We start from the raw sequence: 15,338 nt of genomic DNA, 5'->3' as shown, positions 1-15,338 counted from the left end.
CAAATTGATGCGCCGGGCACTGCAACTGCAGGTCTGAAGCGCTACACACCATTAGGTTGTGGCGTTGGTGAGTCAAGGGATGACGAAGTTGCGCCGATCAAACGAGAGATGATCCCTTGCGCCGCGTGTTCGGTTGTGGCGGTGTCAAAGCGGCGCGCACTCATCCCCCACCCCGGCGCAAACCCCGGGAAGAACACCAGCCCTTCAGCTTCCAACCGAAACGCCAATGCCAGGCGGGTTTCATCCCCCACGTCGTATTGATTTTCAAACTGTTGAACCGCTTCGACCGCCACGCCGGCCTGAATAGCCAGGTGTTCCCTGCTCCAGCCCAGCATCGCGCGCGCTTGCACGCTGTGTTTGGCGGTGAATTGATGCAGGACGATCTGCTGTTCTACGAAAGAGCTCATTGCCAGAGAGGACATGGGTTTTCTCCAGGATTCGACGGGGGAGGGCAAACTATACTGTGTTTTTGTACAGTTGTTTTGACCGCTCATCAACTGGATGTTCAACGACCCGTTATTCCACCCCTGGCGCCTCGCGAATGATCAGGTGATCCAGTTTCTCGATATTCGCGCTGAACACCCCGAACGTCTGCTCGGGGTTTTTCTTGCTCGGCACCTGTTTCAGCTCCGGCGTCACCCCATAGAAGAAGCAGTACAACGCCCGCTCACTGTCCACCGCCGCCTTGATCTGCTCCAGGAAAGCCTTGCGCTTGCGGTAATTCTCGATGAGTTTCTTGCTCAGGTAGACGTTGACCGAGTAGGGCTTCTTGTCGAGCCACGCCTTCTTTTCGAAATCGATGCGAAAGCTGCTGGTGTAGTCCTTGATTTCCTTGATCTTGCCCCAGTAGATCAGGCCCTTGTTGTCCTGCAGGTATTCGATCTTCTTGAAGAACGTCCAGTAGGTGGCGGTGTGGTCGCCGATCTTCAACGGCATGGACTTGAGCTTGTCCTTGTCGTCGATGTTGGACACATAGCATTCCACCGGGTGGGCGAACACGCTGGTTTTGTCTGGTGTGGTGTCGCTGGCGCCGTGGGAAACGGAGCTGCGGTCTGAGGGTGTCTTCGTTGGTTCTAGTGGCATGCTTCCTTCGGTGCCCGCCAACGGGGGCTTGCGCTCGTACTGGCGGCGTGTGAGGACAAATTCCGATGGGAAATTATCCTCACGCTCGTCATCACTTTCGCCGGCGGTGGTCTTGTGCTTGCTGGCGTAGCGGCAGCCATCGATGTGTTGGGTGCCGGTCTTGTTCTTGAAGTGCGGCGTGCGCAGGTAATTGACGTTTTTGGCGTTGAAGGTGCTCAGGGTATTGCTGGTATCAAACGCTGCCCGGCATTCGTCGTTGGGGCACAGGAAGCGATCCTTGTCGGAATCGAAGTCGGCGGTTTCGTCGAAATTCAGGTCTCGTACGTCGTAGATCGACAGCTTGTCATCGAGACTCAGGCTGTAGGCCGTATCGAATTTCATGGGGCTCGGGTCCGTGAGAGGTTTCGCTATTAATAGCGGGATCCTGGGTAAATATCAGCAAGAACCTGCTACCCGTCGTCCACTCAAGAAACACAAGGTGCCACCTACCGCAGTCAGTGCCCCCAACGCATAGAACATGCTGGCCGGCGTGGCATTGATCAGCAGATAGCCGCAAATCACCGGGCTCATTGCCCCGCCAAATGCCGCCAGGTTCTGCGCACCGTAGTAACTGCCGCGCAGCGCATCAGGTGCGATAGTGTCGATAAACAGGAACTCGGAGGGGTAGATGATCATCTCGCCCAGGGTGAACACGAACATTGCCAGACACCAGGTGACCAGGCTGTTTGCGAGGCTGAAACCGATAAGCCCGGCAATGAACAGCAACGTACCTAGCACGATCCAATAGCGCAGTTGCTCACGCTTGAGGAAACGGCCGATCTGGTACTGCATCAAAATCACAGTGATGGCATTGCAGGCCAGTACCGCAGACAGAATCTTCAGCGCCTCGGCGGGTTTGTAGGCTACGAGCAAAAACTGCGACAGATACAAGGTGTAGCGCCCATGGACAATGGTGCTCAGCAGGCTGCCGCTGGTAAATAGAATCAGCGTGCGGTCGTCGCGCAAGGTGCGCAGGGTGGTGAGGAAACTCAAGGGCTTGTTGCTGTCATCCCGTTGGGTGGGCGGGATGCCAATCATCAGGAACACGCTGCCAAAGGCGATCGCGCTGGCGATCAGGAACGGTGCCAGTTGCATATGGCCGGCAATCACGACGCCGACCATCGGGCCTGTGGCGTAGCCGACGTTGGTCAGTGTGTAGCGCAGGGAAAACACCTTGGCACGCTCGCCCACCGGCAGGTTCTCGCTGATGATGGCTTTTGAGCCAATCAGGAACAGCGCCGACGCCGCTTCGGTGATGACCACGGTCAGGGTGGTGAGGTAGAGGTTGCTGGCAAAGGTCAGCAATAGAAAACCGATGGAGCTGGAGAGCATGGCCAGGATCAGCAGCTTGCGCTTTTCCAGGCGGTCGATGATGTAGCCACCGTACAGGCCCAGCAATGTCGCGATAAACACCGCGATGCCCATCAGCAAGCCGATGTCCTGCTGGTTCAGGCCCAGGCGGGTACTCAGCAACAGGGCCAGCAACGGGCTGGTCATGGCGCGGCTGACCACGATGGTCACCGAGCAAATCATCAGGCGGCGGATTACCAGGGAGTAGGTGGCCACGGTGGGGCGGGTGTCCTTGTTATCTTTGTGGACAACGAAAATCCAGGGTGGGAGGGGGCTTGCCCCCGATGGCGGTGGCTCAGTCACCAGATGCTTGGCTGATAGACCGCTATCGGGAGCAAGCCCCCTCCCACATTGTTCAGATCGAGTTATTGGCCGGAGTTGATGGTGATTTTTTCGACCGCACCTTGCTCCAGGTCCCACTTCTTCAGGATCTTGCCGTAGGTGCCATCATCGATCATGCCCTGCAACGCTTCACTGATCGCCGTGACCAACGCCGTATTGCTCTTCTCAATCCCAAGCCCTGTGAACTGCTTGGAAATCGCCAGGCCCACCGGCTTGTACTTGCCTATATCCAGCGACATCAGATAAGGAATGGTCTCGCTGCCTTGCATCGCCGCGTCCAGGCGGTTCTGTTGCAACTGCGCCCGTGCATCCGCCGAGCCCTCAGTGCCGATCACCACGATCGCCGGCTTACCCGCCACTTCGCAGTTTTCCTTGCTCCATGCGGCAATTTCCGACGGCCAGGTGGTACGGCGGCTGGTGCCGACTTTTTTACCGCACAGGTCAGTCAATTCCTTGAGGTCTTCGCGCTTGGCCAGGGTGTAGAACTGCGGGCCGCTGGTGAAGTAGTCGATGAAGGTCACGGCCTTCTGGCGTTCGGCGGTGTCGCTCATGCCCGACAACACGATGTCCACGCGCTTGGTGGTCAGGCCGCTGAGCATCTGCTCGAAGCCGGTTTCCTGCCACTTGATCTTCACGCCCAGGCGCTCGGCGAGGGCGTTGCCCAGGTCGAAATCCAGTCCGGTGATCTTGTTGGTGGCCGGGTCCTTGAAGTCCATCGGCGGGTAGTTCGGCACGATGGCCGCGCTGATCTCACCCTTGTCCTTGATTGCCGCCGGCAATGCCGCGAAAACAACGGAAGAGGCCATCAGGCCTGCGAGCAACGTGGGGATAACTATTTTCTTCATGGAGGCGTTCTCGTTTGTTTTTTAGTTAAGTGCGAACGGCAGAAATAAAGCTTTGGGTACGCGGGTTTTGTGGGCTTATTAGAATTTCTTCGGGGCTGCCGGCTTCCACAATCTGGCCGGCATCCATAAACACCATGCGGTTGGAGACCTCGCGGGCGAAGCCCAACTCATGGGTGACCACGATCATGGTCATGCCAGTAGTGGCCAGGTCGCGCATCACCGACAGCACTTCTCCTACCAGCTCCGGGTCGAGGGCTGACGTCGGTTCGTCAAACAGCATCAGCTTGGGGCGCATCGCCAGCGCACGGGCAATCGCCACACGCTGTTGTTGCCCGCCGGACAACTCCACCGGATAGGCATTGCGTTTGTCCGCCAGGCCGACGCGGGCCAGCAACTCCAGGGCGTCCTCGATGGCTTCCTTGGGCGAACGCTTGAGCACCTGGCACGGGCCTTCGATGATGTTTTGCAGCACGGTCATGTGCGGGAACAAATTGAAACGCTGGAACACCATGCCGGTGGCCAGGCGCTGGCGGGCAATCTGCGATTCATTCATCTCATGCAGCTTGTTGCCGACCACGCGGTAACCCACCAGTTCGCCGTCGACCCACAGGCCGCCCTTGTCGATTTTTTCCAACTGGTTGACGCAGCGCAGCAGGGTGCTTTTACCCGAGCCGGACGGGCCGATGATGCACATCACTTCGCCTTGCTCGACCTCGATATTGATGTCGCGCAGCGCGTGATACTGGTCGTAGTACTTGTTCAGGTTGACGGCCTTGACGATGCTTCTCATGGGGCAATTCTCCTCAACCCAGACTTACGAACGCTTGCCGGCGCCGCGGGCAAAGCGGCGCTCGAGGCGGCTTTGGCCAAATGAAAGAACAGTCACCACCGCCAGGTACCAGATGCCGGCCACAATCAGCAGTTCCATGACCCGGGCGTTGGCGTAATAGATGTTTTGCGCGTTGTGCAGCAGTTCCGAATACTGGATCACGCTGGCCAGGCTGGTCATTTTCACCATGCTGATGAACTCGTTGCCTACAGGTGGAATGATCACCCGCATGGCCTGCGGCAGAATGATCCTACGCAGTGCTTGCAGGCTCGGCATGCCGATGGACTTGGCGGCTTCATACTGGCCGGTGTCGACCGAGAGCAAACCGGCACGCACCACTTCGGCGGTGTACGCACCCTGGTTGATACTCAGGCCCAGCAGGGCAGCCACGAACGGCGTCATCAGGTCGACGGTGTCGATGCTGAACACGCCGGGAATCGCGATCACCGGGAAGATCAACGCCAGGTTGAACCACAGCAGCAGTTGCAGGATCAGCGGCGTACCCCGGAACAGCCAGGTGTAGGTGATGGCCACATAGCGCAGGATCGGGTTGGCCGACATACGCATGATCGCCGTGATCACCCCGATCACCACGCCCAGCGCCATGGCCAGGATCGACATGACGATGGTGTTGACCAGGCCCCAGAGGATGGCCTCAGACGTGAGGAACTGCCCGATGTAGGACCATTCGATCTGGCCGTTGGCGAAGGCACGCAGCAATGCAGCCAACACGATCACGATCAAGGTGGCAAAAAACATCCGTCCGTAATAACGACGCGGCACGTGTTCGTACTGCGTGATATCGAACTGGTTCTCGGACAACTTGCGCTCGGCTGCCAAGCGCTCGGCCGGGGTTTGGTTCATGGTGAATCTCCAAAACTTACAACGCTCTAACTACTGTACGCGGTCCAAATATGGGAGCTGGCTTGCCTGCGAAGACGCCAGCCCAAACACCGCAGATTTAAATCCGGAACCCCTGATAACTCTCTGCCCACTGCTGTTGAGCCGCTAATGCGGACTTCAACCGCCCAATCTGCTCCCGAACCCGCTCCGGCGCTGTTCCACCCCACCCACTGCGCGCCGCAATCGCCGCTTCCAGGGTCAGGCAGTCGCGCACTCCTGGTGTGAGTCGTGCATCCACCTCCGCCAACATCGCCGGCGAGGCTTCCCACAACTCAATCTCATGCTTCTCACAGGCCTGCACCAACGCGCCGGTGATCTCGTGGGCCTCTTTAAACGGCACACCACGGGTGGCCAACCAATCCGCCACCTCAGTCGCCAAGGTGAAGCCCATCGGCGCCTGACGCCGCAGCTCTTGTACCTGCACCTTCATGGTCGCAACCATTCCGGCCATCGCCGGCAACACCAGCAACAATGTATCCACGCTGTCCAACACGCTGTGCTTGTCTTCACTCAAATCGCGGTTGTACGACAGCGGCAATGACTTGAGCGTCGACATCAAGCCGGTCAGGTTGCCAATCAAGCGCCCAGCCTTGCCGCGCGCCAATTCGGCAATATCCGGGTTCTTTTTCTGCGGCATGATCGAGCTGCCGGTAGCGTAGGCATCGTCCAGCACCACCCAGCGAAATTGCCGCGAGGACCACAGGCAAAACTCTTCGGACAGGCGCGAAATATTCACCCCGAGCATGCCCGCCACAAACAGGAACTCCGCCACATGGTCACGGCTGGCCACCGCGTCGATGGAGTTTTCGCACGGCCCGGTGTAGCCCATTTCCTTAGCGGAATGTTCTGGCTGACGGGCAATCGCAGAACCTGCCATTGCGGCTGCGCCTAAAGGCGACAAAGCCGTGCGTGCATCCCAATCCACCAAACGCTGTACATCCCGCAACATCGATTGGGCATGGGCCAGCAAGTGGTGGGCGAACACAATCGGCTGCGCCTGCTGCAAGTGGGTGAAGCCGGGGCAAATGCTCTCGATATGCTGCTCGGCCTGATCCACCAGCGCCTGCTGCAAACCCAGTACTTCAGTGGTGATGGTGCGCGCATGGTCCCGTAGGAAAAGGCGCAAATCGTTGGCGGTCTGATCGTTACGCGAACGCCCGGCGCGCAATTTTCCGCCCAGGGCACCAAGGCGCTCGGTCAATACGCGTTCGATGAAGGTGTGTACGTCCTCGTCATCCTGGGTCGGATGCAGGTTACCGGCGGCGAAATCCGCACCGATCTCGTCCAAAGCCGCCAGGGTGCGCAGGGTTTCCGATTCATCCAGCAAGCCCGCGCGCTGCAACTCACGGGCATGGGCACGGGAGCCGGCCAGGTCGTAGGGTGTCAGGCGGAAATAGCGATCAGGGCAACGCGACAACGCGGCCAATGCAACAGACGGGCCGGTCTTGAAACGAGCGCCCCAAAGGCGGTCGGTGGGCTGGGACATGGTTGTTCCTCACGCTTGTTTTTAGAAGAGTCGGAGGCAGTAAAAATAAGTTTTCAACTAGACTGAACCAGCATCTGACGCGCCGTATTCAAGGTTGCCAAGGGCGGATGTTTATGTTCATTATCGCCGCCTGGCTATGTTCAAGGATTGGGTTGAAGCCTGTTGAATATGGCACTTGAGGTCAACGCGTATTATGGAAACCCCACTTTCCACTTCTGGAAACCTGCCACCCAAACCCGGCACAAGACCGCCCCTGCAGTTGAGCGGGCTGGACTTCAAATTGCTGCGCGTGTTCATGGCCGTGGTCGAAGCCGGCGGCTTCAGCGCCGCGCAAAACGAGCTGAACGTGGGCCTGGCGGCGATCAGCAAACAGATCTCCGACCTTGAGATTCGCATCGGCATGCGCCTGTGCACCCGGGGTCGCGAAGGGTTTGGGCTGACCGAAGAAGGCAAGTTGGTGTATCAGGCGTCCATCGAGTTATTTACCTCGGTGGACAGTTTTCGCGACAAGCTTAGTTCGGCGCAGAACGAGCTTATTGGTGACCTTAGTGTGGGGGTTATTGATAACACGGCGTCCGACGTTAATTCCCCGCTCATTGCCGCGTTGGGGAAATTACATAGCGAATCGCCAAAGATTAGATTGCGCCTGCATGCCTCACAATTGGACGAAGTTGAACGCGGCGTGGTGGAAGGGCGCTTGATCGTCGGCATCGTGCCGGTGTACCAGCGCCGTGAAGAATTCGACTATTTCCCGCTGTATGAGGAAAAGGCCCACGCTTACTGTGCCGTAGGACACCCACTCTTCGACGCAAACGACCTCACGCCCGATGTCTTGCGCCAATACGAAGTGGTGAACCATCGGTATGCGATCCACCGCGACAAGGCCAACTTCGTCAACTATGACAGCCAGTCCGCGTCGGCCTCACAAGTCGAAGCCGTCGCGATCCTGATCCTTACTGGCCGTTTCCTCGGCTTCTTGCCCGAACACTACGCCACGCCCTTGGTAAGAGAAGGGCGCCTACGGGCATTGTGCCCGGAGCAAGTGCACTTGAGCACCGCCTTCAACCTGATCCTGCGCCACAACGCCCCGCGCAGCCCGATGGTAAAAGCCTTTGCGACGGCGTTGGGCGTGGACCTCAAAGCCACGGCATAGACCTCCTGCCAAACACGGATCTGGGCTCGGCGAAGATCAAATGTGGGAGCTGTCGAGCTTCGGCGAGGCTGCGAAGGGATCGAATCGGTTTCCCTGGCGAACCTGCCATTCGCATCGATACATTTTCCGCCTAGGCAACAAACAAGCTGGCTTGTATTGTCTTCAGCCAACCCAAAGGAGGGATGCTCATGACTCAAACAAAAAACAGCCCCCCAGCGGAAAGCACCTGGGACAGCTATTTTCTCCATGGCGAATCAGTGTCTGACGACTTTATGTCTGAGGATGATCGATTGGAGGTTCTGAAGTTGAATCAGATTGTTCAGGAGCGACTCGACGTCAGCGAAACACCCATTGGTGTGTCCCTCGAAGAACGAGATTTCGGGGCAACGTAATTCAATCTTTCAACCCCTAGCACCCCTTGCTAGTGCGCGACTACCGCAGCTGCTTGCGCTTCTTCTTCGCATGAAAATGCCGAAAATGCGCATCCTGCGCCGCCGCCAGCAACTCCCGATCCCCACGCGTATCGCCCCAGGCACGCAGCCGATACTCGCCCAAATCCCCGTACACCGCCTCAAGCCGCAACACCTTGTTCTCACACCGGCAATTATTCCCGGTGAGCTTGCCGGTCAACACCCCGTCGACCACCTCAAGCTCCGTGCCGATCAGCTTGATCCCCAGGCGATTGGCAAACGGCTGCAACACCAATGCCGGCGACGCCGAACACAGCGTGACCTCCGCCCCGGAGCCCAACTCCTGCTCCACCGATAACACCCCTGTCGGCCGCATCAGCCGCGCCCAGGTCTTCTGGCAATACTCCTCGGCTTTCTGTTGCACCCATGCCTTCTCCACCCCTGTCATAAAGGTGCGGATCAACTGTGCCTTCAACTCATCCCGGCTGATCTGCCGCACCAGAAAGCGCAGCCCCGGCACCGCCAGCTTGACCATCCGGCCGTAGAACTCGCCGGGGCCAAAGGCAAACTTGAGGAAGGGCACGAAACTGTCGTGGTGGGTCAGGGTGCCGTCGAAGTCAAAGACGGAAAGTACTTTGGCGTCAGCGGGGCCGGCTTCGAGCATGTCTGGGTTCACGGGTTGGCCTCGGTCCTATCGGGTATTTTTTGAGTGTGCATCAGCTGTGACAGCGGGAGTCTACTCCCGTGCCAATCTTCCGACTTTGGCGTAAAGCCCTTCGGTGACAACGCTGATGGCAATTGGGGCACAAGGCTACAGCATTGGTGATGCGATCCGAACCCTTCTGGGCGAGGAGGTCAGCCTGATGTGCTTCAAAAAGTGGCAATTCACCGCGCACAAAAAAGCCCTGAACACGTCAGGGCTTCATGGGTGGGGCCTGGCTCAGGAATCAATCCCAGCTCAACGCGCCGCCAGTCTGGTACTCGATCACACGGGTCTCGAAGAAGTTTTTCTCTTTCTTCAAGTCCATGATCTCGCTCATCCACGGGAACGGGTTGGTGGTACCTGGGTACTCTTCCTTCAACCCAATCTGCGACAGACGACGGTTAGCGATGAACTTGAGGTAATCCTCCATCATCGCTGCGTTCATGCCGAGTACCCCACGCGGCATAGTGTCGCGAGCGTATTCGATCTCCAGTTGAGTCCCTTGCAGGATCATCTGGGTCGCTTCTTCCTTCATCTCGGCATCCCACAAATGCGGGTTTTCGATTTTGATCTGGTTGATCACATCGATACCGAAGTTCAGGTGCATCGACTCGTCACGCAGGATGTACTGGAACTGCTCGGCGACGCCGGTCATTTTGTTGCGACGGCCCATGGACAGGATCTGGGTGAAGCCGCAGTAGAAGAAGATGCCTTCCAGGACGCAGTAGTAGGCGACCAGGTTGCGCAGCAGTTCCTTGTCGGTTTCGACGGTGCCGGTTTCGAACTTCGGATCGGAGATCGAGCGGGTGTACTTCAGGCCCCAGGCGGCCTTTTTGGCGACCGATGGGATCTCGTGGTACATGTTGAAGATCTCGCCTTCATCCATGGCCAACGATTCGATGCAGTACTGGTAGGCGTGGGTGTGGATCGCTTCTTCGAAGGCCTGGCGCAGGATGTACTGGCGGCACTCCGGGTTGGTGATCAGGCGGTACACGGCCAGCACCAGGTTGTTGGCCACCAGGGAGTCGGCGGTGGAGAAGAAGCCGAGGTTGCGCATGACGATGCGGCGTTCGTCGTCGGTCAGGCCTTCGGGGTTTTTCCACAGGGCGATGTCGGCGGTCATGTTGACCTCTTGCGGCATCCAGTGGTTGGCGCAGCCGTCGAGGTACTTCTGCCAGGCCCAGTCGTACTTGAACGGCACGAGTTGGTTGAGGTCGGCGCGGCAGTTGATCATGCGCTTTTCGTCAACGGCGACGCGGGCGGAGGCGCCTTCGAGTTCGGCGAGGCCTTCGGCAACGTCGAGTTTGTCCAGCGCAGCCTTGGCGCGGACGATGGCGGCGGAGTCACTGGCGGTGACGGCGCGGGCTTCGATGGCCGCGGCAGCGCCGGCACCGTCGAGGCGGTCCATGTTGGCTTCGGTGGCGTGGCCGGCGTTGGCGCCTTTGGTGGCTACTTCGCCTTCTTCTTCTTTGTCGAATTCGTCCCAGCTCAGCATGACGTGTCGTCTCCTGCGTGAGGGCTCAAAGGTGCCCGTGTGAAACCGGATGGTTGGGTGTTCACACGGCCCTGAGGCCGCGGTGGATCTTAAGGAATCGTTTGTTGCAGCTAGCGCACGCATTAAACGGAATAGGCTTACGGGTGCTCTGCGTGAGGCTTGAGGTGCGGAGCGGTGGTTGCTTGCTCCTGCGGGATGCCTCAGGTCTGGCTCTTCATCCCTGTGTAAAGGGATATTGCAGGCCCGATTTACCCGCGCATTGTAGGGGAAAAAAACCGGTTTGTGTTGAGGCGGATGGTCACGGAGAGCGGCCAGAATGGCGTGTTTTTCGGCCAGAGTGCGGGTTTACAAGGCTTTGCCGGGGTTGGATTTTTTTGACGGGCGGTGGGATGTTTTTTGTGGGGGGAGGAGCGGCGTGGTGAGTCAGGCTTTTATAGGTGCGGTGTGGCAGCTAGCGCTATCGGGGGCAAGCCCCCTCCCACATTTAGGCGGGGTCGTTGCTTTGCCGCAAGAACGATTTCTTGCGGCGAATACGTTCAAACTAACAAGTGATTAGCCGTTAGAACAACCATTGCCCATCACGTGGTAATTAAGAATATGCCGCTGGCCCTGCGAGTCTTCATATTCCATCTTCACCGGTACCACTTCGCACACTTCCGGAATACTGCTCATGGACAGTACTTTTGCCACGTCCAGATGGGTGCTGTAAGTGTAGTCTTCAACGATCGGAGGGTTGCTGCCAGCTACGTCAGTCGGGGCTTCGTCGGCCAGGGCGGCGGTGGCGCACAAGCTGCTGAGGGCCATAACTACTAAAGCTTTCATTTCTCTATTTACCTTCTTCAGGGCGAAAGGGGTCACGGGGCCCTTGTGAGGCCACGTGTGTAACTCAAGAGTTGGGAAGTTCGGATTAACGTTGCCTTCGTGGGGGCTGTTGCGTTGTTAATCACTGCTGTATTTAACTAGAGTGCCGTGTTGGCGGAAGTGATTTTAGGCTTCCAGGTTATATTCATATACCCGTGCTTTTGATAAACACTATTGGCGGTTTTTGTAACAATCCCGTGGTAAAGCTTTTTTCACAAAGCCGCAAAGCGCCACAGCCCGCGGGCCAGAGCCGCAAACGGAGATATCAGGGCAATTTGTAGGGGCTTGTTACTACCATCGTCGAATGGTTCTATAGGGCTGCCCCGGCTACAACAGGGCCATACAAAAACAACTATGTCACCGAGGTAAGAAAGATGAGTGCGGCTTCCCTGTACCCCGTTCGCCCCGAAGTAGCAGCCAACACGCTGACCGACGAGGCGACCTACAAGGCCATGTACCAGCAGTCGGTGGTCAACCCCGATGGCTTCTGGCGCGAGCAAGCCAAGCGTCTTGACTGGATCAAGCCTTTCACCACGGTGAAGCAGACTTCTTTCGACGATCACCACGTCGACATCAAGTGGTTCGCCGATGGCACCCTGAACGTTTCCTACAACTGCCTGGACCGTCACCTCGCCGAGCGTGGCGACCAGATCGCGATCATCTGGGAGGGCGACGACCCTGCCGAGAGCCGCAACATCACTTACCGCGAGCTGCACGAAGAAGTCTGCAAGTTCGCCAACGCCCTGCGTGGCCAGGATGTGCACCGTGGCGACGTGGTGACTATCTATATGCCGATGATCCCCGAAGCCGTGGTGGCCATGCTGGCCTGTACCCGCATCGGTGCGATTCACTCCGTGGTGTTTGGCGGTTTCTCGCCGGAGGCCCTGGCCGGTCGCATCATCGACTGTAAGTCGAAGGTGGTGATCACTGCTGACGAGGGCATCCGTGCCGGTAAGAAGATTCCGCTGAAGGCCAACGTCGACGACGCCTTGACCAACCCGGAAACCAGCAGCATCCAGAAAGTCATCGTGTGCAAGCGCACCAACGGCCAGATCAAGTGGAACCAGCACCGCGACATCTGGTACGAAGACCTGATGAAAGTGGCGGGCACAGTGTGTGCGCCCAAAGAGATGGGCGCTGAAGAAGCGCTGTTCATCCTCTACACCTCCGGTTCCACCGGCAAGCCCAAGGGCGTGCAGCACACCACCGGCGGCTACCTGTTGTACGCCGGCCTGACCCACGAGCGCGTGTTCGACTACCGCCCGGGCGAAATCTACTGGTGCACCGCCGACGTCGGCTGGGTCACCGGCCACACTTATATTGTCTACGGCCCGCTGTCCAACGGCGCGACCACCGTGCTGTTCGAGGGCGTGCCGAACTACCCGGACATTACCCGGGTGGCGAAGATCGTCGACAAGCACAAGGTCAACATCCTCTACACCGCCCCAACCGCGATCCGCGCCATGATGGCCTCCGGCACCGCTGCCGTGGAAGGCGCCGATGGCAGCAGCCTGCGCCTGCTCGGTTCGGTGGGCGAGCCAATCAACCCGGAGGCCTGGGACTGGTACTACAAGAACGTCGGCCAATCCCGTTGCCCGATTGTTGATACCTGGTGGCAGACCGAAACCGGCGGCAACATGATGAGCCCGCTGCCGGGGGCTCATGCGCTCAAGCCGGGTTCGGCGGCACGGCCGTTCTTCGGCGTGGTGCCGGCATTGGTGGACAACCTCGGCAACCTGATCGAAGGCGCGGCCGAAGGCAACCTGGTGATCCTCGATTCGTGGCCAGGCCAGGCGCGTACCCTGTACGGCGACCATGACCGCTTTGTCGACACCTATTTCAAGACCTTCCGTGGCATGTACTTCACCGGTGACGGTGCGCGCCGTGACGAGGACGGTTACTACTGGATTACCGGCCGCGTGGACGACGTGCTGAACGTGTCCGGCCACCGCATGGGCACCGCCGAGATCGAAAGCGCCATGGTTGCCCACCCCAAAGTCGCCGAAGCAGCGGTGGTGGGGGTTCCGCACGACATCAAGGGGCAGGGCATCTATGTGTATGTCACCCTCAAAAATGGCGAAGAGCCCAACGAAGCGCTGCGCCTGGAGCTGAAAAACTGGGTGCGCAAGGAAATCGGGCCGATTGCTTCGCCGGATGTGATCCAGTGGGCGCCGGGCTTGCCGAAGACCCGTTCGGGGAAAATCATGCGGCGCATCCTGCGCAAGATTGCCACGGCTGAGTACGACGGGCTGGGGGATATCTCCACGCTGGCGGACCCAGGTGTGGTGGCGCATCTGATCGAGACGCACAAGACCATGAACGTCGCGTAAGGCGGGATAGTCGGATAAAGCCCCACCCGGTATAAGCCGGGTGGGGCTTTTTCGTGGGATCTTGAAACCAATGGAGATCAAATGTGGGAGGGGGCTTGCCCCCGATGGCAGTGTGTCAGTAGACATATTTGGCGCTGATCCACCGCTATCGGGGGCAAGCCCCCTCCCACATGGGGTCTGCGGCAGATCAATAAATATCGGTTTTTCGTGTAGGGCGTTTCTGAATGTTACCGCGAGCGCTGAATGTGTAACCTCGCGCCCAAACCTGAGGCAATGCGCTACGCCTCTGCTCCGAAAAACCCCATTCCAGACACCCCTGGAAATAAGATTAAACGCCAGACTTGCCGTGCCAGAAGGGTTTGCGAATAATAGGCCCGCAATTTGCAGCGTCTACAGGTTTAATGTCTTTTGTCTCTGCATAAAATCCAGAGGCTGTCAATGAGCTGGAACCGCTTTCTCGGTGCTTCTGTAAATTGTTGTCGCATTGAGGAAATATCGGCTTCCAGCCTGTCGTTAGAATGCCGATCACTCGCTCGTCGTCTCCGGTGTTGAATCGGTGTCGGACGCAGCACCGCTATTCGGTTTCCCTTACGCCGCATCGTGGGCCATGGCTCATACTGCTGTTTTGCCCTATACCGATGGAGTCCCAAGATGAAGAAACTCGTGCTGTTGGGCGCCCTGGCGCTGTCCGTGCTGTCCATGCAGGCTTTCGCTGATGAAAAGCCCCTGAAGATTGGTATCGAAGCGGCTTACCCTCCGTTTGCCTCGAAGGCGCCGGATGGCAGTATCGTCGGTTTTGACTACGACATCGGCAACGCCCTGTGCGCAGAGATGAAGGTCAAGTGCACCTGGGTCGAGCAGGAGTTCGACGGCCTGATCCCGGCGCTGAAAGTGCGCAAGATCGACGCGATCCTGTCGTCCATGTCCATCACGGAGGACCGCAAGAAGTCCGTGGACTTCACCACCCGCTACTACCTGACCCCGGCGCGCCTGGTCTTGAAGGAAGGCACTACCGTCAGCGACAGCCTGGATGAATTGAAGGGCAAGAAAATCGGTGTGCAGCGCGGTTCGATCCACGATCGTTTCGCCAAGGAAGTCCTGGCTCCGAAAGGCGCCACCGTGGTGCCTTACAGCTCGCAGAACGAAATCTACCTGGACGTGGAAGCCGGTCGCCTCGATGGCACCGTGGCTGACGCTACCCTGCTGCAGGACGGTTTCCTGAAAACCCCTGCTGGCAAAGGCTACGCGTTCGTGGGCCCGGCGTTCACCGACGTCAAGTACTTCGGCGACGGCGTCGGTATCGCGGTACGCAAGGGCGACAAGGAAAACCTGGACCGCATCAACGCAGCTATTGCCGCGATCCGTGCCAACGGTGAGTACAAGAAAATCCAGGACAAGTACTTCGACTTCGATATCTACGGCGCTGACGCCAAGTAACTCGTCGCAGCGGTCTGTCCCAAATGGCGCAAGCAACAGAATTCCTGCGGTTTGCGCCATTTTTTCATCCCC

At 58.3% G+C, this 15,338-nt stretch carries 15 protein-coding genes; 4 read left to right on the top strand and 11 right to left on the bottom strand.

Features of this window, described 5'->3' with window-relative positions; genetic code table 11:
- Positions 1-41: 41 nt before the first annotated feature.
- From K5K89_RS22605 to argH, 7 genes are all read right to left on the bottom strand, one after another.
- On the bottom strand, positions 42-422 hold the full coding sequence (locus K5K89_RS22605) for a helix-turn-helix transcriptional regulator (protein ID WP_071489508.1): 381 nt from the start codon (positions 420-422) through the stop codon (positions 42-44).
- A 94-nt stretch (positions 423-516) separates the two neighbouring features.
- Positions 517-1,464: a hypothetical protein gene (locus K5K89_RS22600; protein WP_222540300.1), complete on the bottom strand. Its 948-nt coding sequence runs from the start codon at positions 1,462-1,464 to the stop codon at positions 517-519.
- 54 nt (positions 1,465-1,518) lie between these two features.
- Entirely contained in the window at positions 1,519-2,688 is a 1,170-nt protein-coding gene (locus K5K89_RS22595) for an MFS transporter (RefSeq protein WP_222540299.1), read from the bottom strand.
- Positions 2,689-2,837: 149 nt separating this feature from the next.
- Complete coding sequence (locus K5K89_RS22590) at positions 2,838-3,659, bottom strand: ABC transporter substrate-binding protein (RefSeq protein ID WP_071489511.1); 822 nt, start codon at positions 3,657-3,659, stop codon at positions 2,838-2,840.
- Between the two features lie 25 nt (positions 3,660-3,684).
- Positions 3,685-4,449 carry an amino acid ABC transporter ATP-binding protein gene (locus tag K5K89_RS22585; protein ID WP_010208290.1) on the bottom strand — a complete coding sequence of 255 codons (765 nt, stop codon included), beginning with the start codon at positions 4,447-4,449 and terminating at the stop codon, positions 3,685-3,687.
- 24 nt (positions 4,450-4,473) lie between these two features.
- Entirely contained in the window at positions 4,474-5,352 is an 879-nt protein-coding gene (locus K5K89_RS22580) for an amino acid ABC transporter permease (RefSeq protein ID WP_071489512.1), read from the bottom strand.
- A 97-nt stretch (positions 5,353-5,449) separates the two neighbouring features.
- A complete protein-coding gene (argH, locus tag K5K89_RS22575; protein ID WP_222540298.1) occupies positions 5,450-6,877 on the bottom strand; it encodes an argininosuccinate lyase in 1,428 nt (475 codons plus the stop codon).
- A gap of 193 nt (positions 6,878-7,070) precedes the next feature.
- Here argH and K5K89_RS22570 point away from each other — a divergent pair, with 193 nt between their 5' ends.
- Both K5K89_RS22570 and K5K89_RS22565 read left to right on the top strand, forming a co-directional pair.
- Positions 7,071-8,030, top strand: a complete 960-nt coding sequence (locus K5K89_RS22570) for a LysR family transcriptional regulator (protein WP_222540297.1) — start codon at positions 7,071-7,073, stop codon at positions 8,028-8,030.
- 188 nt (positions 8,031-8,218) lie between these two features.
- Positions 8,219-8,422, top strand: a complete 204-nt coding sequence (locus K5K89_RS22565; RefSeq protein ID WP_071489515.1) for a hypothetical protein — start codon at positions 8,219-8,221, stop codon at positions 8,420-8,422.
- 40 nt (positions 8,423-8,462) lie between these two features.
- On the opposite strand, the gene K5K89_RS22560 is transcribed toward K5K89_RS22565, so the two are convergent.
- The 4 genes from K5K89_RS22560 to K5K89_RS22545 all read right to left on the bottom strand — a co-directional run bounded on the left by K5K89_RS22560 (position 8,463) and on the right by K5K89_RS22545 (position 11,460).
- Positions 8,463-9,104, bottom strand: a complete 642-nt coding sequence (locus K5K89_RS22560) for an HAD-IB family hydrolase (RefSeq protein ID WP_038846731.1) — start codon at positions 9,102-9,104, stop codon at positions 8,463-8,465.
- A 52-nt stretch (positions 9,105-9,156) separates the two neighbouring features.
- On the bottom strand, positions 9,157-9,336 hold the full coding sequence (locus K5K89_RS29040) for an HNH endonuclease (protein ID WP_409996282.1): 180 nt from the start codon (positions 9,334-9,336) through the stop codon (positions 9,157-9,159).
- A gap of 51 nt (positions 9,337-9,387) precedes the next feature.
- Positions 9,388-10,638: a ribonucleotide-diphosphate reductase subunit beta gene (locus K5K89_RS22550; RefSeq protein WP_093529834.1), complete on the bottom strand. Its 1,251-nt coding sequence runs from the start codon at positions 10,636-10,638 to the stop codon at positions 9,388-9,390.
- Positions 10,639-11,190: 552 nt separating this feature from the next.
- Positions 11,191-11,460 carry a DUF2790 domain-containing protein gene (locus K5K89_RS22545; RefSeq protein WP_092242420.1) on the bottom strand — a complete coding sequence of 90 codons (270 nt, stop codon included), beginning with the start codon at positions 11,458-11,460 and terminating at the stop codon, positions 11,191-11,193.
- A gap of 413 nt (positions 11,461-11,873) precedes the next feature.
- Here K5K89_RS22545 and acs point away from each other — a divergent pair, with 413 nt between their 5' ends.
- A complete protein-coding gene (acs, locus tag K5K89_RS22540) occupies positions 11,874-13,829 on the top strand; it encodes an acetate--CoA ligase (RefSeq protein WP_071490555.1) in 1,956 nt (651 codons plus the stop codon).
- 651 nt (positions 13,830-14,480) lie between these two features.
- Entirely contained in the window at positions 14,481-15,266 is a 786-nt protein-coding gene (locus K5K89_RS22535; protein ID WP_092242426.1) for an ABC transporter substrate-binding protein, read from the top strand.
- Positions 15,267-15,338: the final 72 nt, after the last annotated feature.

Origin of the sequence: Pseudomonas sp. DR208, assembly GCF_019823005.1 — a bacterium.
GTDB classification, from domain to species: domain Bacteria; phylum Pseudomonadota; class Gammaproteobacteria; order Pseudomonadales; family Pseudomonadaceae; genus Aquipseudomonas; species Aquipseudomonas extremorientalis.
The sequence above is the reverse complement of the archived record's forward strand: the minus strand, read 5'-3'. Positions and strand labels throughout refer to the sequence as shown.

Bases quoted from the DNA above. Each gene is read 5' to 3' on its own strand.
- K5K89_RS22605 (WP_071489508.1), bottom strand. From the start codon at position 422: ATGTCCTCTCTGGCAATGAGCTCTTTCGTAGAACAGCAGATCGTCCTG.
- K5K89_RS22600 (WP_222540300.1), bottom strand. From the start codon at position 1,464: ATGAAATTCGATACGGCCTACAGCCTGAGTCTCGATGACAAGCTGTCG.
- K5K89_RS22590 (WP_071489511.1), bottom strand. From the start codon at position 3,659: ATGAAGAAAATAGTTATCCCCACGTTGCTCGCAGGCCTGATGGCCTCT.
- K5K89_RS22585 (WP_010208290.1), bottom strand. From the start codon at position 4,449: ATGAGAAGCATCGTCAAGGCCGTCAACCTGAACAAGTACTACGACCAG.
- K5K89_RS22580 (WP_071489512.1), bottom strand. From the start codon at position 5,352: ATGAACCAAACCCCGGCCGAGCGCTTGGCAGCCGAGCGCAAGTTGTCC.
- argH (WP_222540298.1), bottom strand. From the start codon at position 6,877: ATGTCCCAGCCCACCGACCGCCTTTGGGGCGCTCGTTTCAAGACCGGC.
- K5K89_RS22570 (WP_222540297.1), top strand. From the start codon at position 7,071: ATGGAAACCCCACTTTCCACTTCTGGAAACCTGCCACCCAAACCCGGC.
- K5K89_RS22565 (WP_071489515.1), top strand. From the start codon at position 8,219: ATGACTCAAACAAAAAACAGCCCCCCAGCGGAAAGCACCTGGGACAGC.
- K5K89_RS22560 (WP_038846731.1), bottom strand. From the start codon at position 9,104: ATGCTCGAAGCCGGCCCCGCTGACGCCAAAGTACTTTCCGTCTTTGAC.
- K5K89_RS22550 (WP_093529834.1), bottom strand. From the start codon at position 10,638: ATGCTGAGCTGGGACGAATTCGACAAAGAAGAAGAAGGCGAAGTAGCC.
- K5K89_RS22545 (WP_092242420.1), bottom strand. From the start codon at position 11,460: ATGAAAGCTTTAGTAGTTATGGCCCTCAGCAGCTTGTGCGCCACCGCC.
- acs (WP_071490555.1), top strand. From the start codon at position 11,874: ATGAGTGCGGCTTCCCTGTACCCCGTTCGCCCCGAAGTAGCAGCCAAC.
- K5K89_RS22535 (WP_092242426.1), top strand. From the start codon at position 14,481: ATGAAGAAACTCGTGCTGTTGGGCGCCCTGGCGCTGTCCGTGCTGTCC.